The organism is Bacillus sp. AK031 (assembly GCF_053903065.1).
Genome location: NZ_CP096424.1, coordinates 2926961 through 2952316 on the forward strand (window position 1 = coordinate 2926961; position 25356 = coordinate 2952316).

Annotated in this window: 23 protein-coding genes; 6 read left to right on the top strand and 17 right to left on the bottom strand. The window is 40.6% G+C overall.

Annotated elements, in window-relative coordinates; all coding sequences use genetic code 11:
• Nucleotides 1-844 precede the first annotated feature (844 nt).
• From M1E09_RS15045 to cyoE, 8 genes are all read right to left on the bottom strand, one after another.
• Nucleotides 845-1984, bottom strand: a complete 1140-nt coding sequence (locus tag M1E09_RS15045) for a GNAT family N-acetyltransferase (protein ID WP_456271658.1) — start codon at nt 1982-1984, stop codon at nt 845-847.
• 119 nt (nt 1985-2103) lie between these two features.
• On the bottom strand, nt 2104-2565 hold the full coding sequence (locus M1E09_RS15050) for a DUF420 domain-containing protein (protein ID WP_456271659.1): 462 nt from the start codon (nt 2563-2565) through the stop codon (nt 2104-2106).
• A 39-nt stretch (nt 2566-2604) separates the two neighbouring features.
• Nucleotides 2605-3522: a cytochrome c oxidase assembly factor CtaG gene (ctaG, locus tag M1E09_RS15055; RefSeq protein ID WP_456271660.1), complete on the bottom strand. Its 918-nt coding sequence runs from the start codon at nt 3520-3522 to the stop codon at nt 2605-2607.
• A gap of 523 nt (nt 3523-4045) precedes the next feature.
• Nucleotides 4046-4378, bottom strand: coding sequence for a cytochrome c oxidase subunit IVB (gene ctaF / locus M1E09_RS15060; protein WP_456271661.1), 333 nt, complete (start codon nt 4376-4378; stop codon nt 4046-4048).
• Nucleotides 4379-4382: 4 nt separating this feature from the next.
• Nucleotides 4383-5012, bottom strand: a complete 630-nt coding sequence (locus tag M1E09_RS15065; protein ID WP_456271662.1) for a cytochrome c oxidase subunit 3 — start codon at nt 5010-5012, stop codon at nt 4383-4385.
• Nucleotides 5012-6883, bottom strand: coding sequence for a cytochrome c oxidase subunit I (gene ctaD / locus M1E09_RS15070; protein ID WP_456271663.1), 1872 nt, complete (start codon nt 6881-6883; stop codon nt 5012-5014). Before ctaD ends, M1E09_RS15065 begins: the two co-directional genes overlap by 1 nt.
• A gap of 29 nt (nt 6884-6912) precedes the next feature.
• Complete coding sequence (coxB, locus tag M1E09_RS15075) at nt 6913-7992, bottom strand: cytochrome c oxidase subunit II (protein WP_456271664.1); 1080 nt, start codon at nt 7990-7992, stop codon at nt 6913-6915.
• A gap of 100 nt (nt 7993-8092) precedes the next feature.
• Complete coding sequence (gene cyoE, locus M1E09_RS15080) at nt 8093-9007, bottom strand: heme o synthase (RefSeq protein WP_456271665.1); 915 nt, start codon at nt 9005-9007, stop codon at nt 8093-8095.
• Nucleotides 9008-9559: 552 nt separating this feature from the next.
• Between cyoE and M1E09_RS15085 the strand changes: the two genes are divergently transcribed.
• Complete coding sequence (locus tag M1E09_RS15085) at nt 9560-10465, top strand: COX15/CtaA family protein (protein ID WP_456271666.1); 906 nt, start codon at nt 9560-9562, stop codon at nt 10463-10465.
• A 91-nt stretch (nt 10466-10556) separates the two neighbouring features.
• Here the strand turns inward: M1E09_RS15085 and pyc are convergent, their stop codons facing one another.
• The 4 genes from pyc to glsA all read right to left on the bottom strand — a co-directional run bounded on the left by pyc (nt 10557) and on the right by glsA (nt 17003).
• The gene (pyc, locus tag M1E09_RS15090) at nt 10557-13997 is read right to left on the bottom strand and encodes a pyruvate carboxylase (RefSeq protein ID WP_456271667.1); all 3441 of its coding nucleotides are present in this window, start codon (nt 13995-13997) and stop codon (nt 10557-10559) included.
• 155 nt (nt 13998-14152) lie between these two features.
• A complete protein-coding gene (locus M1E09_RS15095; RefSeq protein WP_456271668.1) occupies nt 14153-15370 on the bottom strand; it encodes an FtsW/RodA/SpoVE family cell cycle protein in 1218 nt (405 codons plus the stop codon).
• 141 nt (nt 15371-15511) lie between these two features.
• Complete coding sequence (locus M1E09_RS15100) at nt 15512-15793, bottom strand: YlaN family protein (protein WP_456271669.1); 282 nt, start codon at nt 15791-15793, stop codon at nt 15512-15514.
• Between the two features lie 283 nt (nt 15794-16076).
• Nucleotides 16077-17003: a glutaminase A gene (glsA, locus tag M1E09_RS15105; RefSeq protein ID WP_456271670.1), complete on the bottom strand. Its 927-nt coding sequence runs from the start codon at nt 17001-17003 to the stop codon at nt 16077-16079.
• A 143-nt stretch (nt 17004-17146) separates the two neighbouring features.
• Here glsA and M1E09_RS15110 point away from each other — a divergent pair, with 143 nt between their 5' ends.
• Nucleotides 17147-17653, top strand: a complete 507-nt coding sequence (locus M1E09_RS15110; RefSeq protein ID WP_456271671.1) for a peptidyl-prolyl cis-trans isomerase — start codon at nt 17147-17149, stop codon at nt 17651-17653.
• A gap of 70 nt (nt 17654-17723) precedes the next feature.
• On the opposite strand, the gene M1E09_RS15115 is transcribed toward M1E09_RS15110, so the two are convergent.
• A complete protein-coding gene (locus M1E09_RS15115; RefSeq protein WP_456271672.1) occupies nt 17724-19052 on the bottom strand; it encodes a PhoH family protein in 1329 nt (442 codons plus the stop codon).
• A 180-nt stretch (nt 19053-19232) separates the two neighbouring features.
• Here M1E09_RS15115 and M1E09_RS15120 point away from each other — a divergent pair, with 180 nt between their 5' ends.
• Nucleotides 19233-19844 carry a YhcN/YlaJ family sporulation lipoprotein gene (locus M1E09_RS15120; RefSeq protein WP_456271673.1) on the top strand — a complete coding sequence of 204 codons (612 nt, stop codon included), beginning with the start codon at nt 19233-19235 and terminating at the stop codon, nt 19842-19844.
• 42 nt (nt 19845-19886) lie between these two features.
• Here M1E09_RS15120 and M1E09_RS15125 read toward each other — a convergent pair whose 3' ends face one another.
• Complete coding sequence (locus tag M1E09_RS15125) at nt 19887-20342, bottom strand: pyridoxamine 5'-phosphate oxidase family protein (protein ID WP_456271674.1); 456 nt, start codon at nt 20340-20342, stop codon at nt 19887-19889.
• A gap of 347 nt (nt 20343-20689) precedes the next feature.
• Between M1E09_RS15125 and M1E09_RS15130 the strand changes: the two genes are divergently transcribed.
• Both M1E09_RS15130 and M1E09_RS15135 read left to right on the top strand, forming a co-directional pair.
• On the top strand, nt 20690-20890 hold the full coding sequence (locus M1E09_RS15130) for a YlaI family protein (RefSeq protein WP_456271675.1): 201 nt from the start codon (nt 20690-20692) through the stop codon (nt 20888-20890).
• Nucleotides 20880-21320 (top strand): hypothetical protein, encoded by a 441-nt coding sequence (locus M1E09_RS15135; RefSeq protein ID WP_456271676.1) that lies wholly within the window; start codon nt 20880-20882, stop codon nt 21318-21320. Before M1E09_RS15130 ends, M1E09_RS15135 begins: the two co-directional genes overlap by 11 nt.
• A gap of 75 nt (nt 21321-21395) precedes the next feature.
• Here the strand turns inward: M1E09_RS15135 and M1E09_RS15140 are convergent, their stop codons facing one another.
• Together M1E09_RS15140 and typA are read right to left on the bottom strand one after the other, a co-directional pair.
• Nucleotides 21396-21704, bottom strand: a complete 309-nt coding sequence (locus tag M1E09_RS15140; protein WP_456271677.1) for a YlaH-like family protein — start codon at nt 21702-21704, stop codon at nt 21396-21398.
• 26 nt (nt 21705-21730) lie between these two features.
• Nucleotides 21731-23575, bottom strand: a complete 1845-nt coding sequence (gene typA, locus M1E09_RS15145) for a translational GTPase TypA (protein ID WP_456271678.1) — start codon at nt 23573-23575, stop codon at nt 21731-21733.
• Between the two features lie 540 nt (nt 23576-24115).
• Here typA and M1E09_RS15150 point away from each other — a divergent pair.
• A complete protein-coding gene (locus tag M1E09_RS15150; RefSeq protein ID WP_456271679.1) occupies nt 24116-24301 on the top strand; it encodes a YlaF family protein in 186 nt (61 codons plus the stop codon).
• Nucleotides 24302-24447: 146 nt separating this feature from the next.
• Here M1E09_RS15150 and M1E09_RS15155 read toward each other — a convergent pair whose 3' ends face one another.
• Nucleotides 24448-25254 carry an inositol monophosphatase family protein gene (locus M1E09_RS15155; RefSeq protein ID WP_456271680.1) on the bottom strand — a complete coding sequence of 269 codons (807 nt, stop codon included), beginning with the start codon at nt 25252-25254 and terminating at the stop codon, nt 24448-24450.
• Between the last annotated feature and the right edge of the window lie 102 nt (nt 25255-25356).

The following is a 25356-nucleotide window of genomic DNA, read 5'->3' on the forward strand; positions in this document are numbered from 1 at the left end:
TGCCAATAATTATGCTCTTTTTGTATTATAAAATGTAACCCAAAATGCAGGTGACAGAACTTTCTGTTCTTCTAAATTTGTTGTGCGGTTTCCGATACATTTAAGTGACAAATATTTTTAAAAAAAGGTCAGTATGTATGATAAAATGAAAAGAACAGAATCTTCCATTAACGGAGCAGATTACTTGAAGAAACTCACGAGTTGGCTAAAAATGCTGTTAGCTTAAATAAAGGGAAATTTTCCCGTTAAATGCAGATTAGAAGTAGTTTTTGATAAAATAAGGGGAATTTTTCCCTCTATTTCAGTCAAAGGTACATATTTTTACAATCTTTGATTCAAATAAGAGGAATTTCTCCCGCTATTTAAGCTGTTTTCAGCACAATTTGCTAAATAAGGGGAATTTTTCCCTTTATAAATCTCAACTAGCAGAGAACCTGATTTCATTTTTTTAAGAATGCAAAAGGTGAACGGTGGATCTGATGCTCAACTATTCAGCCATCTGGGGCGTTAATTGAATAACCGGCAATAAAAAAAACCGGTCAGGTGCACAGCACATCAGCCTCTGACCATTTTTTTATTCAGATATGATTGAATTTCAACTACAAAAAGCTCCACAATTTCATTTGTTAATTAGATGTTTGTACTTCAAAACTGAACCCGTTAAGGTTTTCCTTGTTTTTCTCTTAGGGCTATATTGCCCTGAAGGGAAGGGTTACGTTCCGATGAGTACGTAACCCATGGCGCAGGAACGGTATTCAAAAGTATCACCCAAACTCCAACCACAAAATATATACTCAAAAAGGCTGTCTCTATACAGAAGAGACAGCCTTTTTATCCATATTTCTTAGAAGAAGTCGATGAAAAAGCCTGGTTTCGATTTGATATTATCATCGAGTATTGAAATTTGTTCAGGTGTTCCCTCTATAACTCCCATCCCTTCGAGTTCTTTAGCGGAATATACGCCAAAGAATAAAGGGACCAGAGCATTTATATCCATTTTCACAGAACAATCTGCAGTCTCAGTTTCTAAAACCTTCCCGTCAGAGATAGTAAATGTCTTGTTGTTCCACGGAGCAAACTTGTCGGAAACTGAAAAAGATACTTCATTCTTAAAGGTATTAATATACAGTCCTAAAAACCTTTTTACATCAACAACCCTTGCCATAAAGTAAGGGCACATTTCAGTTTGTGTACGAGGATTGCTCAGCAGGTATGGTAACGGATCCCCAGGAGCCAAGACCAACTCAACTTCAGTCACCATGGAATCATGCTGGCATATAAAATTCCACAACCCGCTCCTGCTTTCCGCATTCAGAGCAACGAATTCTTCCACCTTCATCTTTTGGTCTTTAATGCCATAAAGGATATACCCCTCCTCAATACCCTCTTCACTGTGATATACAGCTACATTCAAAGAAGTTATCGCTCTATCCTTCCACCATTCTTTTGTTCTGGAAAGCATTCCGCTGAAGCTCTCGCTGTAATGGCGATAAATCGTTTCAAGAGAAACTGGAAAGTCGCTCTTATCAAACCTTTGAATAAAACCGGGAACTTGATTGAACATACTCATTTCTGCTTGGGTAACTTTGACTTTTTTCAAAGACGAAAATAACTCCCATCCATACTTGCGATAGAACGCGACAGAAAAAGGATGAAGCATTGAAATCGTTTGCCCTTTTTCCTTCATCCTATTAAGCGAGAAGGTTAACAGTTCTTTTACGAACCCATTTCGCCTATACTCCGGATAGGTAGCGACTCCTGCAATTCCTCCCATGCTGAATTCCTGGCCATTCAACCATACATCCAATGAAAGAAGATGTAACTTGGCCGCAAGCTTCCCACCTTCTTCAATTCCGTAAAGTTCATGCTGATCTATTTGCTTATATCTGTTTTCTCTTTCCTCCTCAGGCACATTATATTGAAATGCATACATTGATAGATTTAAGGATTCTTCATAATGTTCCCTGGTCAATTTCTTTATCATCAATTCCATTCACCTCTTCAAATTTCTATTCTACAGACCGCCTGTTTTTTCCTCCAAGAAGACCTTTTCTGACTATAAAAAAAAGCCGGTGAATTTCACCAGCTTCAAAAAAAGTCAAGTTAAAGACCAAGAATTGCTTTAATGACAGATGTCGTTTCTCCGCCTTTATACAGAACATAAAGTAATGAGTACACCGCTACACCAGTGGTAGCTGTGAAAAACCAGATGATGCTGGTTATCGGTCCAAGTTTTCTATGTTTCTTCAGATTCGATTTGTATCCCGTCCATAAGGTGACAATTCCAAATACGGCACCTGTGGTAGCAAGGAAAATATGGAAAATCAAGAATAGTGTATAGTAAATTTTAATATCATCTGGACCGCCAAAAGAGGTGTTTCCAACAAAGATAGTTCGGCTTGCATAAATGATAAAGAATATTATGGCAAACACAGCTGCCAGAAACATTGTTTTTTTATGGGTTTCTATTTTACGTTGTTTAATTTGCCACCAGCCGATAGCTACTGCTATGGCACTTAATACGATAAATGTAGTACTGATAGTCGGTAATATAGGTAAGGACATTGTTTCTTCCTCTCTTCTGTCTATGTTAGAAATATTTTTTTATTCAACAGGTTTTGGATTCGCAATTCTGGCGGCTTCATAGTTGTGAATCGTGTTATCCGCTTCTGCCTGGTCTTTTTTATACCATTGGAAGAACAAGCTCGCCAACACAAAACCAAAGACAATTTCCTGAATGATCTTCATAATGACTCCGCCAAGCTGCTGATCATGTTCCAATGACATGGAGGTAAATAGCTCAGGACCACTGAGGTTCAATCCTGATAGAGTATTACCGGGTACACAAAGCGCCAGCGCTTTTAGCCATTCTCTAGGATCATAATAGGTTGCATAAAGCGGGTTTTCAGCAAAAATGATCAAGCCGCAGGCCGGCGTCAATAGTACAGCTGAACCAAGAATGTATCCTATTTTCTTAAGCCCGTGCAGCTCATTATGACTCTCAGCAGGATTCAATAAAGGCCACCACATAAATACAGCGAATAGGAACAGGATAAAAGTGACCAAGCCATGCAGGGTTGCATCTGTTCGTACATTATCGAATACCAGCGGAATGTGGTAGATAGAAAAAAGGATGTTAAATGAGACTAGAGCAATAAGTGGTTTCGTTAAAAAAGAAATAATGCTTTTCAACACAGGAAGTTCAACGACGCTTTTCCAAACCCAACTTGGAATTCCTAACAGAAGGAGAGGCGTAAACACTAAATAAAGTGTAGCCATTTGCGTCATGTGGACTGAAAATAACATTGTGCTCATCACTTCAACAGGTGATCCTTTTATCGCATATAAGAGAACCATGGCAATCAAAAAAGAAGCTCCCTGTTTGAATGTAAGTTTTTGATTATCTTTAAAACTGCTTCGCCATTTCACTGTAATTAAAAAATACAGTGTTGTCATAAAAAGGATTGTTACTATAAATAACGGACTCCACAAAGCAAAAAATCCGAAAATACCTAAATGCATAGAATTACCCCATTTCTTAGGAATGCTCAATCCTATTATACGTTGACAGTATGGACAGTTCAATGTCAGCTAATGACAAGTTCATGACATTTCCTGTCCAGAAAGGGGATCTCCTCTTCCCAAAAAGAAAAAAGGTGTAGTAAAACTTAATTATTTCCTGAAAAATAAAGGTTGGTTTCGAAAGAATTGTGGCTATTACACAGGTTCTTTAAATGATTTCCGCACCAGGCGTGCGACTCAGCACCAAACAATCAGTTTTTTAAATTACAGTTGAAGAAAACAGACTAAAAAACCTCACTCTTTTAGAAAGGCTTTTTCCTTAAACTTTGTTGCTATTTATTATGAATTCCAAGAATATAAGCATATTTCACAAGAAATACCCTGGTAAGCAACGAAGAAAAGAGCTACTCTCCCTTTTCAGAAAGAAATCCCCTGTACTCAGGGAAATAATCGGGCCATTTTAAAAGCTAAATAAAAAGAAACCCTTAAATTTGATCAAGCAAATTTAAGGGTTTCTTTAATACTAAATCCAAACAATCGTCATAAAAGTCAGGACTGTTATGAACGCTACCAATGCACCTGAGTAAAGAAACAGGGCTGGTGCTTCATGGCCTTTGTGGCTCATGTGCATAAAGTAATACAATTGGAATATTAACTGCACGACAGCCAGCAGAAGAATAAACGGTACGATGAACCATTTGGAGAAATCTCCAGCAACAGCTACGAAAGCCACTAAAGTCAAGAAAATCATTAATGCAAAAGAGACAACTTGCATTCTCATATCTTCTGCATTTTTCTTACGACGATATTCGTAGTCTACACTTGGGTTTCCGGAATTTGATTGTACGTTCGCCATCAGTTTATCCCACCATTCCCATAAGATATACTACCGTGAAGATGAATACCCACACGACATCGATAAAGTGCCAGTAAAGGCTGGCTACATAAAACTTTGGTGCATTATATAAGCTTAATCCGCGTTTTGCATTCCGGACCATTAACGAGATGATCCACAGCAAACCGAAGGCTACGTGGGCTCCGTGGAACCCTACAAGCGTATAAAATGCCGAACCGAAAGCACTACTTGTAAAAGTATGATGATATTCATGGACATAATGATTAAACTCGTAAATTTCTAAGCCAAGGAATCCTAAGCCAAGAAGAACTGTAATCAGAAGCCATGCCTGCATACTTTTAAAGTTGTAATTCTTCATATGGTACATTGCATAAACACTTGTCAATGAACTAGTTAAAAGAAGCATTGTTGCCACAAATGCAAGCGGAAGATCAAATATATCTTTCGCAAGTGCATGATCTGGACTTGGAACACTGTCTTTCAATGCAAGGTAAGTTGCAAACAGCGATCCGAATAATACCGTTTCTCCACCTAGGAAGAACCAGAATCCCAAGAACTTATTTTTGGCTTCAAGTGTAGCCTTCTCAGGCGCAGCCGGCCAAGTTTTTGGCGTGAATTTTTCTTCAGTATGCATTATGCCTTACCTCCTTTATCAGAATCATCAAGAAGGTCTTCTTTGTGTACATGGTAACCATGATCATCAATAACTGAACGGAAGAACATAGCTCCAAGCGTGATCAGCATTCCAATCACTAAAACAGGTATTGCCCATGCTTTGTCATCCACTCTGTACATTGCTCCAAATGCAGCAACGAACAAGCCTACAGACATGATGAATGGAAGGATGGAGTTGTTCGGCATATGGATATCTCCGATTGGCTCAGCAGGAGTCAATTCTTTCTTTCCTTCCATTTTTTCTAACCACCAAGCGTCCAAGCCGCGAACAAGCGGAGTCTGCTTGAAGTTATAGAATGGAGGCGGAGATGGGATAGCCCATTCCAATGTACGTCCGTCACCCCATGGGTCATTGCCGACTTTCACACCTTTGACTTGAGTCATAATGATATTTATCAATAACACGATTGTAGCAATACCCATAAATCCTGCTCCAATGGAACTAACAAGGTTTCCTGTTTCAAATCCTTGTCCAGGAAGGAACTTCCAGATACGGCGAGGCATCCCCATTAGTCCTAGGAAATGCTGGATGAAGAATGTTAAATGGAATCCAATGAAGAACAGCCAGAAAGTGATCTTACCTAAGAATTCATTTAACATAGTACCGAACATTTTCGGCCAGTAGAAATGTGTTCCTGCTAATAGTGCAAGTACCACCCCACCGACAATTACGTAATGGAAGTGAGCTACTACGAAATACGTATCATGGAACTGGTAATCTGCCGCAGCAGATGCAAGCATGATACCCGTAACACCACCGAGTGTGAATGTCGGGATGAAAGAAACCGCATAAAGCATTGGAGTCGTGAAAGATATGCTTCCGCCCCAAATTGTCAATAACCAGTTAAAGATTTTGATACCTGTTGGAACAGCAATTGCCATTGTGGCAACAGCGAAAATTGCATTGGCAATCGGACCTAGGCCAACTGTGAACATATGGTGGGCCCAAACCATGAATCCTAGGAATCCGATAAGGACTGTAGCAAATACCATTGAAGAGTATCCGAACAGGCGCTTTCTCGCAAACGTAGGAATGATTTCTGAGAAAATACCGAATGCCGGCAAGATTAAGATATATACCTCAGGATGTCCAAAGATCCAGAAGAAATGCTCCCAGATAATTGTGTTTCCTCCACCAGCCACATCAAAGAAGTTAGAACCGAACATGCGGTCAAACATCATTAAGAACAATCCGACTGTTAAAGCCGGGAATGCGAATAAGATCAGAGCGGATGTTACAAATGCCGTCCATGTGAATAGAGGCATACGCATATAAGTCATACCAGGCGCACGCATAGTGATGATGGTAACAAGGAAGTTAATACCACCAATAAGCGTACCTGCACCTGAAATCTGAAGCCCCAGGACATAGAAGTCCACTCCATGTCCTTCCGAATGCATTGCTAATGAAGCATAAGAAGTCCACCCAGCGTCTGGCGCCCCACCCAAAAACCAAGATAGGTTCAGGAATACTCCTCCAAAGAAGAAAAGCCAAAAACCTAGTGAATTCAAGAATGGAAACGCAACATCGCGTGCACCGATTTGCAAAGGAACGACTGCATTTAAAAATGCAAAGATCAGCGGCATGGCTGCCAAGAAAATCATCGTCGTACCGTGCATTGTCAAAACTTCGTTGTACAAGCCTGCACTAATAAAATCACTGTTTGGAACGGCAAGCTGAATACGTATAATCAAGGCTTCAAGTCCACCGAGCAAGAAGAAGAATCCACCTGAAACCAGATAGAGGATAGCAATCTTCTTGTGGTCTACTGTAGTTAAGTAGTCCCAAAGAGTGGCACCAAAACCTGTCTTTTGTGCATAGCTACTCACGATTAAACCTCCCTTTTACTTTCCCCTAGTTAATCTTGTACTTTCAAGCCCATCAGATATTCTGCAAGGGCATCTAATTCTTGTTCGTTTAACTTACCATAAGTGCCAGTCATCTTATTGCCCGGTTTGTATTGTTCCGGATCAACAAGCCAGTTTTTCAATTCCTCTTCGTTGTGTTCCAAGATACCTGCTACACGGGAACGCTCACCGAAGTTGGCAAGGTTTGGAGCCAGACGAGCCTGTTCAGGTCTTTGATCCTGTCCTGAAACAGCATGGCAGCTCAAACATTTTTGGTTGAAAATTTCTTGGCCCTGCTGTGCCAATTCAGTTGTTGGAGCAGGCTCTTCAGTTTCCTGCATGGCTGTTACCCAGCTGTTGAAATCATCCTGAGAAATAGCTTTAACTTTAAAGTCCATCAAAGCATGCGATGGTCCGCAAAGCTCAGCACATTTTCCATAGAATAGATTTCCTACTTCATCAGCTGCCTCGCTGTCAAAATCAAGGAAGAAAGTATTCACGTTATCCACGTTTGTATCAATCTTACCACCGACGGCAGGAATCCAGAATGAGTGTTTCACATCAGAAGCAGTGACATTGAAATATACTCTTCTGTCTGTAGGCACTACAAGATCCTGTGAAGTAATGATTCCTTGATCTGGATATTCGAATTCCCACCAGTACAGGTTGGCACGAACATTCACCACAAGTGCTTCACGGTTGCCTTCAGCATCTTTAACTTCCATAGCATCCGTATCAGCCAATTTAAATGTTGCTGAGACGGTAGGAACTGCCAATATCAAAAGAAGAATAATCGGAACTGTAGTCCAGATAATTTCCAGAGTATGGCTTCCTTCAACTTGCTTAGGAATCTTATTTTCGTCACCTTTCTTGCGACGGAAACGGACGATGGCAACAAAATATACAATTGCAACTACTATTATAACGAGAACCATGATAACTGTAGCCAGAATCATAAGATCATATTGCATCTGTGCCACTTCACCGGCTGGCTGTAATGTAGAAACAAATGGCTCTCCACAGCCGGAAAGAACGAGCGCCAATAGCGTGAAAATCGATAATAGACGCCATTTAGATAGCCTTGCTTTCATAGCTTAATCAAACCCCTCTTTCGTGTAATGTACTTTTTGATAAAACAAGGACTGAAACTTATTTTATATGGATTTCCTAAAGAAAGAATTCCCGAATTCATTAGATGACGGTTACAATAACCATCGCTACAAAAAGAATGGTCAAATAGTTCAAAGAATAAACAAACATCAACCTTGCCCATTTTAGGTCATCCTTCATTTTATAACCCCAAAGAGCCAAAGCTAACCACCCGATGTTGAATGCAGTGGCCAGAACAAAAAACACTGGGCCCAATTCTAATAAGAAGAACGGGATTGGCAGCAATGCTGCTACCCAGGCAACACTGTGATTCTTGGTGGCTGCGAATCCTTTTACAACCGGCAGCATAGGAATGTTGGCCGCTCTGTACTCTTCACAGCGTTTCATTGCCAACGCATAAAAATGCGGCGGCTGCCAAATGAAAACGATTGCGAACAGCATCCATGCCATCAAACTCAGGTCAGCATCTACTGCAGCCCATCCGATCAGCGGAGGAACTGCGCCTGAAATACTACCCACGACTGTATTGCTCACATGCTGTCTTTTTGACCACATTGTATAAAGAACGACATAACTGAAAATGCCGATAATACCTATAACGCCTGCTGTTACAGTTGTCATAAATAAAAGAACAGTTCCTATAGTGACCATAAGCAATCCAATCAGCAACGCTTTGCTGCCGGTAATCTTGCCTGTTACCGTAGGCCGTCCTTTTGTTCTCTCCATCAAATGGTCGATGTCGCGGTCAATAAAGTTATTGATGCTGCATGACCCTCCCATGACAAGTGCGGATCCCGCAAGAGTAAGGAACATCGTGTCAAGAGAATTGAGGAAATGTGTATTAGTGAAGTAAAAGGCTAACCACATACCTGTAAACGTAGTAATCAAATTGGAATTTACAATACCAATTTTAATAAGGGCTAAAAAGTCTTTCCAAGCTGTAGTAACGGGGATATCAGCTTCCTTCATATCTGCAACTACTCTGCTGTTAGACATCTTTCCCCCTCCTCTCTCTTAAATAACCAGAGGCTTTCCTCACCTCTATACTATAAAGGAATTCCAAAACCATTTCTATAATCACACAGTAATTTAGTAGATTTTTCTCTCAGGATATCTGGATTCCATGTATGCCAGCCCAAAACACATTCAATATTTTTGCTGTCAATATTATATTAAACCACAGATTTTTTTCTTTTTGTGAAATAGAACGGATGGAAATATGGCGATATTGTGTCATCCGGTTTCCTTTCAAATTACAAGCATTTCACTTCAATATCATAACATAAAAAGAATAAAAACGCTTACAGACATTCGTCATTTTCATTACAATTCAGGCTATTTTCATATTTCTTTTAATCTAGTATAAAACATGGGATAAAGAAGAGCATTCTCGTATTTCTGTAACATTTTATCTGTTGTTTTTTGAGGGTTTATTCTGTATTATCTTAAAGGCATACATTTTTTCAGTATATTTTTTCTTATTATGTTTGTTGACTAATATAGTAGTTTATCAAAATTACACAGCTTATTTTAAAGAAGGTGAATAGATTGCATAAAGGTTTAAAATGGCTAAGTGTCATAACGACCCTGGGAATGCTCTTTGTATTGCTGGGAGGGGCGCTTGTGACTAAAACTGAATCAGGAATGGGGTGTGGTCGTTCCTGGCCGCTTTGCAACGGAGAATTGGTTCCGAGCCAAATTACGTTCGAACTCGTTATTGAACTTTCTCACAGGCTTGTATCAGGCAGCGTAGGGATCCTTGTCCTTGCACTCGCTATATGGTCTTGGAAAGCAATCGGTTACAAAAGGGAGACGAAACTTCTTGCCGCTCTTTCCTTTTTCTTTCTGGCAGCACAAGCTCTCATCGGGGCAGCAGCGGTTATCTGGGCACAGTCAGACTTCGTTCTTGCGCTTCATTTCGGTATATCCTTAATTTCTTTTGCTGCAGTACTTCTTTTAACACTCCTGATATTTGAAGTGGATAAAAAGTTCGATGCTGACAAACTGGTGATTGACCGCCAGATGAGGTTTCACATTCTCGGCATCACCCTTTACAGTTATATAGTGGTCTACACAGGCGCACTTGTACGCCACACTAACTCCAGCCTGGTTTGCCGGGATTGGCCGCTGTGTATTAATAACGATCCCTCACTGCCTTCCAATATGTATGAATGGATACAAATGGGACATAGATTTGCAGCTGCACTGATTTTCTTCTGGATTGCATATGCTGCCTATCTTGCATATAAAAATCATAAACACCAAAAAGTCATATACTGGGGCTGGATTATCGCTTTCATTTTGGTAGTGCTTCAGGCAACAACAGGTGCATTGACTGTGTTCACCAGATTAAATCTTTTTGTAGCATTGGCACACGCCTTAATCATCTCTTGCTTATTTGGACTTTTATGTTACTTTAATCTCCTGGCTTCCAGAAGCAAGCTTCGAAAATAAGAGAATAACAAAAAGGATGGGGAAATCATTCCCCATCCTTTTTTATTTCGTTTTGAGACAAAACATAAGATATGGCACATTGCCTTAAAGCTTACCCACGTTCGATTTCGATTAGCAGGTCCCCTGGTGCAATAGCATCTCCATTATTTACATGGACAGATGAGATCACACCAGAAAATGGCGCTTGCACGGTAGTTTCCATTTTCATTGCTTCCGTGATAAGCAGGTGATCTCCCTGATTGACCCTTTCGCCTTTTTCAGTGATAACCTTTATTACCGTTCCTGGCATTGTCGCACCGATATGGCTTTCGTTTTTAGGATTTGCTTTTATTTTGGAAGTCACAGTTGCTTTAATGTTTTCATCCTTTATGACAACTTCACGAGCCTGTCCATTAAGCTCAAAGTAAACAATGCGCGTTCCGTCAGCTTGTGGCTGGCCAACCGAAATCAGTTTTACTATCAGCGTTTTTCCTGTTTCTATTTCTACTTCTACCTCTTCTCCCAACCTCATTCCATAAAGGAATGTAGGGGTATCAAGTACAGAGATATCCCCAAATGCATCGACAGTTTGGCTGTATTCCATAAACACTTTTGGATACAGGGCATACGCGATTGCCTCAAAGCTTGTAACTTGGCGGTCAAGGTCTTTAAACAGCTTTTCTTTTAGTTTACCGAAGTCGACGTCTTCCAAAAGCTCTCCCGGTCTGACAGTAATCGCCTGCCTGCCTTTTAATATAACTTTTTGGAGATTTTCCGGAAATCCTCCATAAGGCTGCCCCAAATATCCTTCAAAGAGCTCAATAACAGAGTCAGGGAAGTCAATTTTTTCTCCACGCTCAAGAACATCACTTTCAGATAAGTCATTTTGAACCATAAATAACGCCATGTCCCCGACAACTTTCGAAGAAGGTGTTACTTTGACAATATCTCCAAACAAATGGTTCACTCTTGAGTACATTTCTTTTACTTCTTCCCATCTATCTCCCAATCCAACGGCTTTTGCCTGCTGCTGCAGGTTGCTGTACTGTCCGCCAGGCATTTCATGCTGATATACCTCTGTATGCGAGGACATCATTCCGCTTTCAAAGTCTTTATAATACTTTCTGACATCCTCCCAATAATGGGAAAGCTTTTCGAGCGAACCTACATCCACCTTCGGCTCTCTTTCTGTTCCTTTCACTGCGTAGTAAAGTGAATTTGCGCTCGGCTGGGATGTTAAACCTGACATTGAACCAAGAGCAGTATCAACAATATCCACTCCTGCTTCAATCGCTTTTGCATACATATATATTCCATTTCCGCTTGTATCATGGCTATGCAGATGAATCGGTATATCCACCGTATCCTTCAGCTCAGAAATCAGGCGGTATGCAGCTTGAGGCTTTAACAATCCGGCCATATCTTTAATCGCCAGGATGTGCGCTCCCTGTGCTTCAAGCTCCTTGGCAAGGTTTTTGTAATACTGGGTATCATATTTTTTTCTTGATGGATCAAGTATATCTCCCGTATAGCAAATGGCCGCTTCCGCAATCTTGCCATTTTGCCTTACCGCATCAATTGCCGTTTCCATTCCCTGCACCCAGTTAAGGCTGTCGAAGATACGGAATACGTCAATCCCGGTAAAAGAGGATTTTTCCACAAACTCCCTTATCACATTATCGGGATAATTTTTATAACCTACCGCATTTGACGCTCTTAACAACATCTGGAATAGAACGTTCGGAATTTTTTCCCTTAAAGTAATCAACCTGGCCCATGGATCTTCCTTTAAGAAACGATAGGCAACATCAAATGTCGCCCCTCCCCACATTTCATACGAAAAGAGGTCAGGCATCAGGCGGGCAGACGGCTCTGCAATCTGCTTCAAGTCATTGGTTCTGACCCTGGTTGCAAGCAGTGATTGGTGTGCATCCCTGAATGTCGTATCTGTCAGCAGCACATTATTTTGCTGCTTAATCCAATTCACCAATCCTTCTGCACCGTGGTTATCGAGGATTTGTTTAGTTCCTTCCTTTACCTCAGGCAAGTCATTGAACGCTGGTATTCTTGGTTTATCGAATACCGGTTTCTTCTTTTTCTCAATTCCCGGGAACCCGTTTACTGTAACATTGCCGATATATGAGAGCATCTTTGTTCCGCGGTCTTTCCGCTTAGGGAATATAAATAGCTGCGGAGTTGTATCTATAAACGATGTGTCATATTGGCCTGTCAGGAATTGATCATGTTTGATTACATTTTCAAGGAAAGGAATGTTTGTTTTGATCCCTCTAATTCGGAACTCCTGGAGGTTCCGGACCATTTTTGAAGCTGCCTGATCAAATGACAGTGCCCAAGTAGAAACTTTCACCAGCAAAGAATCATAGAAAGGGGTAATGACTGCTCCCTGGTACCCGTTTCCAGCGTCAAGCCGTACACCAAATCCTCCACCCGAACGGTACGCCATGATTTTCCCGGTATCAGGCATAAAATTATTCAATGGATCTTCTGTCGTTACCCTTGATTGAATGGCATATCCGTGAATCTTAATTTCCTCTTGAGAAGGAATCGCTATTTTGCTGCCATGCAGTTCATGGCCTTCTGCTATCATGATTTGTGACTGGACAATATCTACTCCGGTGATCATTTCTGTAATGGTATGTTCAACCTGTACCCTTGGGTTAACTTCAATAAAGTAAAACCTGTTATCTGCAACAAGGAATTCAACCGTCCCTGCATTAACATAGTCCACATTTTTCATCAACTGGACAGCAGCATTACATATATCATCACGAAGCTGTTCATCAAGGGAAACACAAGGTGCAACCTCTACCACTTTTTGGTGTCTGCGCTGAACCGAACAATCCCGCTCAAATAGATGGATAATGTTTCCTTGCTCATCCCCAAGAATCTGAACCTCAATATGCTTCGGATTCTCCACAAACTTCTCTACATAAACTTCATCGTTTCCGAATGCTGCTTTTGCTTCGGATTTAGCTCTTTCAAAGGATTCCTTAACCTGGTCAGGGCCTCTTACAATCCTCATTCCTCTTCCGCCTCCGCCAAGAGAGGCTTTAATGATAATTGGATACCCATGTGTTTTTCCGAATTGGACTACTTCCTCCAAACCATTAACAGGCCCGTCACTTCCAGGTATCACAGGAATGTTGGCCAATTGGGCCTGATGCCTTGCTTTCACTTTATCCCCAAACATATCAAGGTGTCCGGAATGAGGCCCGATGAAAGTAATGCCTTCTTCTTCACACCGTCTGGCAAAATTGATATTTTCTGAAAGAAAGCCGTAACCAGGATGGATTGCGTCCACGTCTGCTTTTTTGGCAATTTCAATAATCCCTTCTATATCAAGGTAAGCGTCTATAGGTTTTTTCCCTTCGCCGACCAGATAAGCTTCGTCCGCTTTATAACGGTGATAGGCCCCTGAATCTTCTTTAGAATAAACGGCGACCGTCCTCAAGTTCAATTCTGTACATGCACGAAAAACCCGAATAGCTATTTCTCCACGGTTCGCAACCAATACTTTATTAAATTTTTTCAACTTAACCTCTCCTTTGGCAATAATCATGTAAGTTATGTAATACAAATGTGGATCTGGAATACCCAAATTAAGATTTTGATTTTTCTAACAAATCCACTTATATTGAAGGGCTGATCCCTAAAGAAAATCTCCTTATTAACCAGCCCGTGTTCATTTTACTGATGAATACTGTATATATTTTTTGTGTCTCTGCTATGTTCTGCAGGATTTTCTTTTTTCGTCCTGTATTTTTCATCATACTTGACAAACATCGACACATTGACGAGAACCCCCATAGATAAGGACAAAACCAGAAGAGACGATCCTCCGTAACTCACAAAAGGTAGCGGAACTCCTGTTATAGGTATGACACCTGATACCCCGCCCAAATTAATGAAAGCCTGAAGCCCTATCATGCTCGAAATCCCTATGGCCAACATAGTACCTAACGGGTCCCTGCTTTTTATTCCAGTGTAAATCCCCCTTAAGACAATATAGGCCAGTCCCAAAATGACAAATGAAACCCCCAGGAGGCCTAGTTCTTCTACAATAATGGCCATGATAAAGTCAGTATGTGACTCCGGCAGATAGCCCAGCTTCTGCACTCCCTGTCCAAGGCCAAGTCCTTTTATGCCGCCTGCTCCTATTGCTAAATAAGAATTCACCAGCTGGTATCCTTCACCCTGTGCATATTTAAAAGGGTCCAGGTATGCATGAATTCTCCCCATTCTTTCGTCAGTGAAGATATAGTTCCTGCCCAAATAGATAACCGGGGAAAGAAGCAGGAAGAATAATGCGCCAATTCCTCCCAGCTTAAAAAACATTTTAAAGCTGATCCCTGAGCAAAGAATAACAAAGCACCCAATAACAAAGATGATGCCGGCAGTACCATAATCCGGCTCAAGGAAAACCAATGAACAAACAAACCCAAAAAGGAGTAAAGGCGGCATTACGCCAACATTCAACTGATCTATGTATGCTTGCTTTTTGGCATATACACCTGAAAGGTAAATAATGACGGACAGCTTGGCGAACTCGGATGGCTGTATTTGCATGAATCCGATATTGATCCAGCTTTGGGCACCGTTCACTTCCACACCGATAAAATGAACGGCAATCAAGAGGCCGATTGTAAGGAACATCACCAGCTTCAAGGCAAACTTGATTCGCGTAAATGCTTTGTAGGGGAAGGCAGCCGCGAAAATAAAAGCTGCAAATCCAATTAAAATATTAAAAAGCTGCTTCTTATAGAAATGGTCACTGCTGGCTTCATAAAATTCAACCGCCATTACCATACTTGCACTATATATCATGATCAAGCCGAAAAAGCACAGAAAAATATAAACAGCTATCAACGAATAATCGTACGATTTTAATATTTTTTTTATAAGCATAATCTCTTCCTATCCCTTTTTTAAAGATATTCTATTTAGATAAAAGAAAATCCTTCCTCTTAAATAGAAAAGGCAGTACACCTGAGCCTAGTAAAAAAACCCAAACAAGCAGTTGCTTTTTGTTTGAGTTTTGACGTTTATTTATTTTTTCGTGGAGGCTTCATGCAAAGCAGAAAGCTCTCTTTCCAAAGAATCCATAAGGGTCTTTCCATCTGCCTCGTCTACAAGTCCCAGACGGACTGCAAACTCTATTTCACGGGATAATCCGAACATTTGAGTATCCAACACTTCCTCATATAAAGGACATTGGGGCATCGTTAAATTATCCATCTGTACTTTAATAAGCTTTAATATTTTTTCTGCGTCAGCCTTCAGCAGCTGATAGGCTTTTTCACGATGGTCGATTTTCATCTCAGACGCCATAATGATCCCCCCATTCCGTACAAATAGCGACTCTCTTATCTTAAAATTTTATCGCTAAACGTACAAAAATGCAAGGAAAAAACGAAAGTGGAAGCGGCCGTTCAGCGGCGTACAGATTTTAGGGCTTCCGTATGAGATAAAGGAATCACGAAGAGCGCAGCGATTCGATGATGACTTATCGCAAGGAGGGAGACCGTAATCTGCTAGCCGCTGGCCGCTGGAACTGGATGAAAGAAAAGTAGAGGTGTCCCGCTCAGCCGGACTGGCAGCCTTCCACTGGAGACTAAAATATACTCCATTTATACTCAGCACCCATTACCTCAAGCAGCCTCAATCCCGCTATACTGTTTCCTGTGTCGTCAAGTGCAGGGCCGAAGATGCCTATACCGCACTTCCTGGGCACTGAACCCATAATGCCGCCTGAAACACCGCTCTTGGCAGGGATTCCGACTTTGATGGCAAACTCCCCTGATGAGTTATACATTCCGCAAGTTACCATAAACGTTTTACAGATACGAGCCACATCACGGGTGATCAATTGTTTGCCGGTAACCGGGTCAACCCCGTCGTTGGCAAACACCGCTCCAATTTTGGCCAGATCCTGGCAGTTCATCTCAATTGCACATTGTTTGGTATAGACATAGATTAAATGTTCTATATCCCCCTTGATGATTCCATGCTGTTTCATAAAATACCCGAGGGAACGATTCAAAAATGCCGTATTGAATTCAGATTCTGCGACTTCGTTATTGTAAGTCACTTCATCGTCACCGGTTAACCGCCTAACAAACGCCAATAACCTTTCCCACTTTTCTTCATTGTTTGCACCTTTAATCATATCTGTCACAGCAAGTGCACCCGCATTGATCATTGGGTTCAGGGGTTTTGACAACCGGTTTGTTTCAAGTTTGATGATGGAATTAAAAGGATCCCCGGTCGGCTCCATTCCCACTTTCGAGAATACCTCTTCCTCTCCGTTATCCATCAAGACCAAAGCTAAAGTAATCACTTTTGAGATACTCTGCAGAGTAAATTTTTCCTGATAATCACCTGCAGAGAAAAACTCTCCGTTGAGGAAACAAACAGAAACAGAGAGATCGTCTTTATTTTCTTTCTTTAAAGCAGGTATATAATCGACCAATCTCCCTTCTGAAGAAATCGGACGGGCTTCTTCAACCATTCTTGCCAGTATTTTATCATCTACGTACATCCTGGACCTCCTATCCCACTGTTTATTATCCCTATATGTTTTCCCTACATACAGAACAGTTACTCATAAGAAACCTTTGCAGAGATGTGAAAGGAGCCATAATCTGATATACTGGATTCATTACATAGATGGAGGGAATCACCATGGATACTTCAATTGTACCTTTAACCGGTAAAGTTAAATTCCGGATTACCCTGGATCCGGGCGTTTGGATCTTTGATGACAGGAAGGTAGATTTAAATACATATTTTGAGGACACAGAAAAGGCTGCGAATGAATTAGATGAATATACAAAAAACATGTCCAGAAACTGGTCCCGTGAAATCCAGGAGGGAGCCACATCCCCACCTACACTTAAAACCGAGAAAAAGTACCAAAAAGAAAAGATATTGAACGGCTCATTCGGAATACCTCTTGCCCCGTTCTTATTAAACGCCCAGCCCGATAAGGAAGCAGGCTCCATTGTTATTAACACTGCAGATGCAGAGGAAAATATTACATTGCCTCTCACCAAAGGAGAAGAAATTCTGCTTGGATTCTCAAAGGATGGCAAACCATTGAAAGAAGATGGCCCTGTTCATGTTTACTATAGGGACGGCTCAAACAAAGACAACCCCATCAAGAATGTCAGAGGCATAGAGATCAAATAGCTATGAAAAAACGATTCAGGAACACCTGAATCGTTTTTTCATATAGTATTAATGTGTTTTTTTTGAGACTCTATAATATATCTGCTGCCAGCTGAGCTAAACCGGATCGCTCACCTTTCATGAGCTTGATATGGCCAGCCACAGGATGATCCTTGAACTTTTCCACTACATAGGTCAGGCCATTATTATATTCATCCAGATATGGATGGTCAATTTGCCCCGGATCCCCCATTAAGACAATCTTACTCTTCTCCCCTACCCTGGTCAAAATGGTTTTCACTTCATGCTTTGTCAGATTTTGAGCTTCATCAATGATGATGAACTGCTCCGGTATGCTTCGTCCCCTAATATAAGTTAAGGCCTCCACTTCTATCGAACCCATTCCTGCAAGAATGTCATCTAATTCACCTGGTTTTTTAGTATTGAATAGGTATTCAAGATTATCGAAGATGGGCTGCATCCATGGTCTCAGCTTTTCTTGTTTTTCCCCAGGCAGGAAACCGATATCTTTCCCAACTGGCACAATCGGCCTTGCCACCAAAAGCTTTTTGTAAGCTTGCAAATCTTCTGTTTGAAGGAGTCCGGCAGCAAGGGCAAGCAATGTTTTTCCAGTCCCTGCTTTTCCTACCATTGTGATCAATGGTACATCATCTCTCAATAGCAATTCAATCGCCATCGTCTGCTGTACATTTCTCGGCTTGATTCCCCATATATGGTCCTGATCATAAACGAGCTTCCTTACATGTTTCCCTGAAGCATCAACTATTCCCACAGCAGAAGCAGAACTTCCCAGTGAGTCTTTCATCAACAGGAACTGATTGGAATAGAAAGGATGCTGAGTAAATTTGGATAACGGTATCTCGCCCTTTTCATAAAATGTATCCAGCAAATCTTTAGGAATGTAAATTTCGATAAAACCGCTGTAGATATCACTGACATCCACTACTCTGTCACTTAGAAAGTCTTCAGCCTGTAATCCCAATGCATCAGCTTTTACCCTGACAAGTGTATCCTTGCTGACCAATATTACCAAACGGCCGTTTTCTTTTGTCTCCTCTTCAAGTGACAGATTTTTCGCCACCGCCAAAATTCGATTATCATTTGTCTTCTCAACAAATATTTCTTGCAGTTGATGAAAAGAACGGTGATTTAACTCTATACGTAAAGACCCGCCATTATGAAGCGGTATTTTTTCATGGAGCTTTCCTTGTTGCCTTAAGCTATCAATTAATTTCGATACATGCCTTGCATTTCTTCCTATTTCATCCATATAACGTTTTTTGCTGTCAACTTCTTCTAAAACTACAGCCGGAATTACAACTTCATTATCTTGAAAGGAAAAAATCGCTTGCGGATCTTGCAACAAGACATTGGTATCTAATACATAAATTTTTTTCAAATCGATGCCTCCTGCTCCTCTATTCTTAATACTATTGTATGTAGACCCTCTTCATCCGGTTATTACTTAAGAGTCCACTTAAATAGGACGGCCCGTTGCTTAAAATATATGAACAAAGGTATAAATATAGAAGAAAATTACACAATAAGAGATACAGATATAAAAATCGGAGGTTTCACAATGAAAAAACTACTAATGATTTTATTACTGGCAACCTTGATTTCCGGGTGTAATCAAAACAATCAATTGGCAAATGACAACAATGCAAACGAAAACAACCCCAAACCCATTACAGTTAAAAACAGTGATATTGAAGAACAACAGCAAGAAAACCCGCCTGGCCAGGAAGTTTCTAAGCATTTAGTGAAAATTGCAACCTCTGTGCCCGATGTAGAAGATGCTACTGCTGTGGTTCTGGGTAATTACGCATTTGTAGGCATAGATGTTGATGCCAGAGTTGAGCGATCAGAAGTCGGAACGATTAAATATTCTGTAGCAGAAGCTCTCAAAGATGACCCTCATGGAGCACAGGCTGTCATCGTAGCTGATCCTGACCTTTATGCACGCCTTCAGGAGGTAGGCAATGACATCCAAAATGGAAGGCCCGTCCAAGGAGTACTTAACGAATTATCAGATATAGCCGGACGCCTGATGCCGGAACTTCCAAAGAATACACAGCCAATCAACCCTGAAGAAGCTCCTGAACAGCCAAAGAAAAAAATAAATGAACAAAATGAAGGGGAACTTAAAGAAAAGCAAGAAGATCAATCTAATAACTACATTAACCGATAATCAGATGCAAAATAAAAGAAGCCATGAAAAAGCTAAGGGAAATCAAGCTTTTTTCATGGCTTCCAACACTTGCCGATCCAGACGGTCGGCCGCATCTTTATCGTATGTTTTTTCGTAAACCGGCTCTGCAGAAATTTTCGCTCCATAAAACATGACATCCCTAACCTCACTGATTTCTAGGGAAATGAGCGTTAGTTTAATTGGGACTTCCGCTAACTTTTCTGACTTTAATACCGCTCGTCCGCTTATGGAGTAGGAGGATTCATTTGCAATGATATTCAAAACGACAAGTGGATTATTCTGCACATTGGATACAATTCTTGACCGGCTGTCAACAGCAAACAAAATTGCTTCTTCACTTGCAGCATAAGCCCATGAAATTGCACTTACATTAGGACCGCCTGTTTCAAAATCAACTGTCGAAACGGTAATAAATCGTTCTTGCTGCAACTCTTCATATAGAGCAGGAATCAACTTAGCCTCAATTCGGTTTGCCAATGAAATCCCTCCCTCGATTACCTACATTATACAACACTTCCTGAAAAGATGGCTATGTCCAATCCAGATTGATCTTTGTCTCACTTAGGAATATGGGTGAATGAATAAAATATTTCGCATTTAAAACTGAATAACAATACCATCAACTACAAATCCTTCAGGAAAGTTGAAGAAATTGTGAAAAGAAGTGAGAAGTGTCGTACTAATGAAATAAAAAAATCATTATACAGCCTATTCCTCCATACAACCTTCAGAAAAGAAAATCCAAAAGAAGAAATCCTGTTTACTACATGATATACTAAAAAAAGAAAAATAGACTAACGCATCTGGACATGGAGGTGTCTAATATGAGAGTGAAATGCACTCTGTGTGATGTGATTGAATCGATTGATGATGAATCTCTGGTAGCCAAAAGGTTAAGAAACCGACCAATCCATACTTATATGTGCAAAAAATGCCATGCAAGAATCACCACAAGAACCCAAGAACGTGCTGATTCAGGAAACTTCAGGCTATACCGCTCAGCGAAATCAAAAAATGACTTCTAAGTCCTTCCTTTATAAAGGCACTTTGTCAGGAATCATCGCAGGCATTCTCCTTGGGGCAAGCCTTAAGTTTGTACAGGGAGTAACAGGACAAAAAGTATACACCCTCCTGTTGAATGTTGACTTCATTCCATTGATAGGCAGAGTCAGCTGGCCGGAATATATGGAATTTACTTTTCACCTTATAGTGTCGGTTGTGTTAGGTATAATTTTTTATTATCTTGCATGCAAGCGAAGACTAAAAACCAGTCAAAGCTTTCTATTAGCAGCTGCTTTGACCATTCCGGCATTGCTCTTATATTTTCCTTTATCCTTCCTTGCCATTAAAGATGTGCCGGCACTGACAAACTGGACAGCCTTGTCCTACTGGGCAGCAGGGCATCTTATATATCTAATTTCATTGACATGGATGTATTCCTTATTGAAGAAATGAGAGAACAAGAACTCCTGAATTTAAGTTTATAATTTCCAAACAGCAAAAAGCAGAGGACTTCTCCTCTGCTTTTCTTTATGAACTAATTTCTTCTTTTTTATGGTTACGGAGCCTGATTTTATAAATGATCAGAATCAAGGCGGCGACAACCAGCCCCTCTGCTACAGGAAGGAAAATTCCTAAAAAGGTCAAAACTGTTGAACCTGCAACAAGGAAAAAATAAATGACGGCCGATTTGAGAACCGGCAATTTTTTTGCAAACCCCAATTTATACACAAGGATCGATAATGCGATGATCGTAAAGTATAAAAGCCACATGCCGAGTGTAGGGTTTTCATCCACCCGGTATAGGGATGCGAAAAAGGATAAACGTTCTGTTACCATTTCCTGATCACTCCCAATAGTTTATATTAGTTTGTTTCTGCTACCTTTTTCTTTTTGGTAACTCTTTCACGTTCATTTTTATCAAGAATTTTTTTGCGAAGGCGGATAGACTCCGGTGTCACTTCACAGTATTCATCATCATTTAGATATTCCAATGATTCTTCTAGTGTCATGATACGTGCTTTCTTGATCGTCACCGTTTGATCTTTATTCGCAGAACGGACGTTAGTCGCTTGCTTTGTTTTTGTAATGTTAACAGTAATGTCATTCTCACGTGTGTGTTCCCCAACAATCATACCTGCATAGATTTCTGTACCAGGTTCAACGAAGATTGTTCCTCGGTCTTCTACTCCCATGATACCATATTGAGAGGATTTACCTGTTTCCATTGAAACAATAACACCTTGTCTGCGTCCGCCGACTTGGCCCTTTTGCATAGGCTGGTAGCTGTCGAACGTGTGGTTGATGATTCCATATCCACGAGTCAATGTCATAAACTCAGTTGAATAACCGATCAATCCGCGCGCAGGCACCATGAAAATCAATCTGACTTGGCCGCTGCCGTTGTTGATCATGTCGAGCATTTCACCTTTACGTGTTCCCATGGACTCAATGATGCTTCCTGTATATTCTTCAGGTACATCGATTTGAACGCGTTCTACTGGCTCACATTTCACTCCATCAACTTCACGCACGATAACTTCCGGCTTAGAAACTTGAAGCTCAAAGCCTTCACGGCGCATGTTTTCAATCAAGATAGAAAGATGAAGCTCACCACGGCCGGAAACCGTCCAAGCATCAGGGGATTCAGTGTTTTCAACACGCAAACTTACATCTGTTTGCAGCTGAGCAAGCAATCTTTCTTCAATTTTTCTGGAAGTAACGTACTTACCTTCACGGCCAGCGAAAGGACTGTTATTAACCAGGAATGTCATTTGAAGTGTAGGTTCGTCGATTCGAAGCACAGGAAGCTGGTCCTGATGATCGATAGGACAAACTGTTTCACCAACATTGATATCTTCCATACCTGATACGGCGATTAAATCCCCAGCATGTGCTTCTTGGATTTCAACGCGCTTCAAGCCCATGAAACCGAAAATTTTCGTTACACGGAAGTTTTTCACACTTCCATCAATTTTCATCAATGCTACTTGCTGTCCCACCTTCATTGTCCCTCTGAATACACGTCCAATACCAATACGTCCTACATAATCATTATAATCCAGAAGCGCTACCTGGAACTGAAGCGGTTCTTCGCGATTATCGATTGGCGCAGGAATGTGCTCAATGATAGATTCATACAAGCACTGCATGTTTTCATCTTGGTTTGCCGGGTCTGGATCTGTGCTTGCAGTTCCGTTGATGGCTGACGCATAAACTACCGGAAATTCAAGCTGGTCTTCATTAGCATCAAGTTCAATGAACAATTCAAGAACTTCATCGATGACTTCTTCCGGACGAGCTGAATCTTTATCGATTTTATTAACGACAACGATTGGGGTAAGGTTTTGCTCAAGAGCTTTCTTAAGCACGAAACGCGTCTGCGGCATACAGCCTTCATAAGCATCCACTACAAGAAGCACTCCATCAACCATTTTCATGATACGTTCCACTTCACCGCCGAAGTCAGCATGTCCTGGTGTATCAAGGATGTTAATACGAGTATCTTTATATTGAATCGCAGTATTTTTCGCTAAGATTGTGATTCCTCTTTCTCTTTCCAGATCATTGGAATCCATCGCACGTTCTTCAACATGCTCATTCGTACGGAAAATACCGGATTGCTTTAACAACTCATCAACCAGTGTTGTTTTACCATGGTCAACGTGGGCAATAATTGCTATATTTCTTAAATCATTTCTAATATTCACTATATCCACTCCTGATTTATGGGCATCTTATTGATTTCAACAATAAATTAGGACTGGTTTTTTCTCTGAATTTTCTTGCAAATCCCAGTCATAAGCTATGTTTCAATAGGCCTTATTCTATTAACTAGGACATTATATCATAGCAAACAAAAAAGCAGAAACAGATAATTGTAAATATTGCTCATCAGACGGTAAGAAAATTAAAAATTAATATGCAGAATCCTTGGTATTACTGAATTATGTAAAGTTAATCAAGTAAATAATCAGTACGTTATTCCATGAATTAACAATGTATATTCATTTATTTTCATCTCATTAAGCTCGTTCTGCAATGACTCCTTTTTAGCTTAGAATCACATGAAGCAATCAATTCATGCAGATGAACCATGAATCAGATGTATAAACCTTTCCCATTATCAGCCTTTTATGGAAACCACATAAGTGAATCCCGGGAATAAAGCTTGTTATCGTGTCTATTCATTGATAATATTTCAGAGAGAGAGTATTCTGCATTTGTTAAATATAAAGGAGAAATGAATCTTGAAAAATATAAAATGGATATTTGTATTGTTTGCAGTCCTGGCTGCCGCTTGTATAATGGGAATTGGAATAGCCATCAGCCAAAAAAGCATTTTTTTAGCGGTTTTATCAATAGCTGCCTGGATATTGGTAATGGGCTATGGCTTTAAAACGAAGAAAAAATACCGTGAAGAAGGAAAGCTCTAATGAAGCAATGAAAGGACCGGCCATAGACCCGGTTCTTTTTTGTTTCCAAGAGTTTGAATTGACTTGGATTATACATCACATCAGTAATGCATCGTAAATGAAAAAACAGGCGACACATACGGCCGCCAGCTTTTCATTCACGTACACTATTTCTTGAAAGAAACATCCTTCAAGTATGTTTTCATTATCTTTTCGTGAAGACCTGGTTTGCAAGAAAACACGGAACTCTTTTGGAGCATATTCAATTTCTTTCCGTCCAAGCTGGTTACGACTCCTCCTACTTCTTCAATGATGATTTTACCTGCGGCGAAGTCCCAAGGAGCAAGTCTCATAGTCATATAACCGTCGATCCGGCCTGAAGCCACATAAGCCATTTCCATGGCAGCGGAACCATAGGACCTTGTCCCCCTGACATCCCTGACAAGAGGCCCGATAACTTCTCTGTCGATCCGATTGTTTTCCGTTACCCATAATGCATTGACTCCAATAATCGAATCTCTCACATCGACTTCATTCAATCGAGGCAGCTCAGTATCGTTCATAAAGGCACCTTTGCCTTTTTGGGCATTGTAAAGTTCATCATGGACTACATCATAAATATAGCCAAGAACTCCCTCACCATCATGATAAATGCCAATTGAAATGGCAAAATTCCGCTGCTGATGGACGAAATTCATTGTCCCGTCGATAGGGTCAATGATCCAAATCGTCCCCTTCATGTCTGTAAGTTCATCACCAAATCCTTCTTCACCCAAAATATGATGGTCCGGATAGGTGTTCCTGATTTTTTCAATAAAGAACTGTTCGGTCTCCTGATCTACATTGGTGACAAGATCATTCCGATTCGACTTTGTTTGGATGTTCAATTGTGTTTTAAAGGACTGTCTGATATTTTTACCAGCATCCTTTATCCACTGTTTAACATATGTATCGACTTCCTGCCAGTTAGCCATAATAAGTCCCCCATTCAATATTTAACGATACTGCTTTTCGGTTTGCCACTGGATGACGTCTTTCCCTGCGATAGCTTAATAATGCGGTATTAAACATGTATC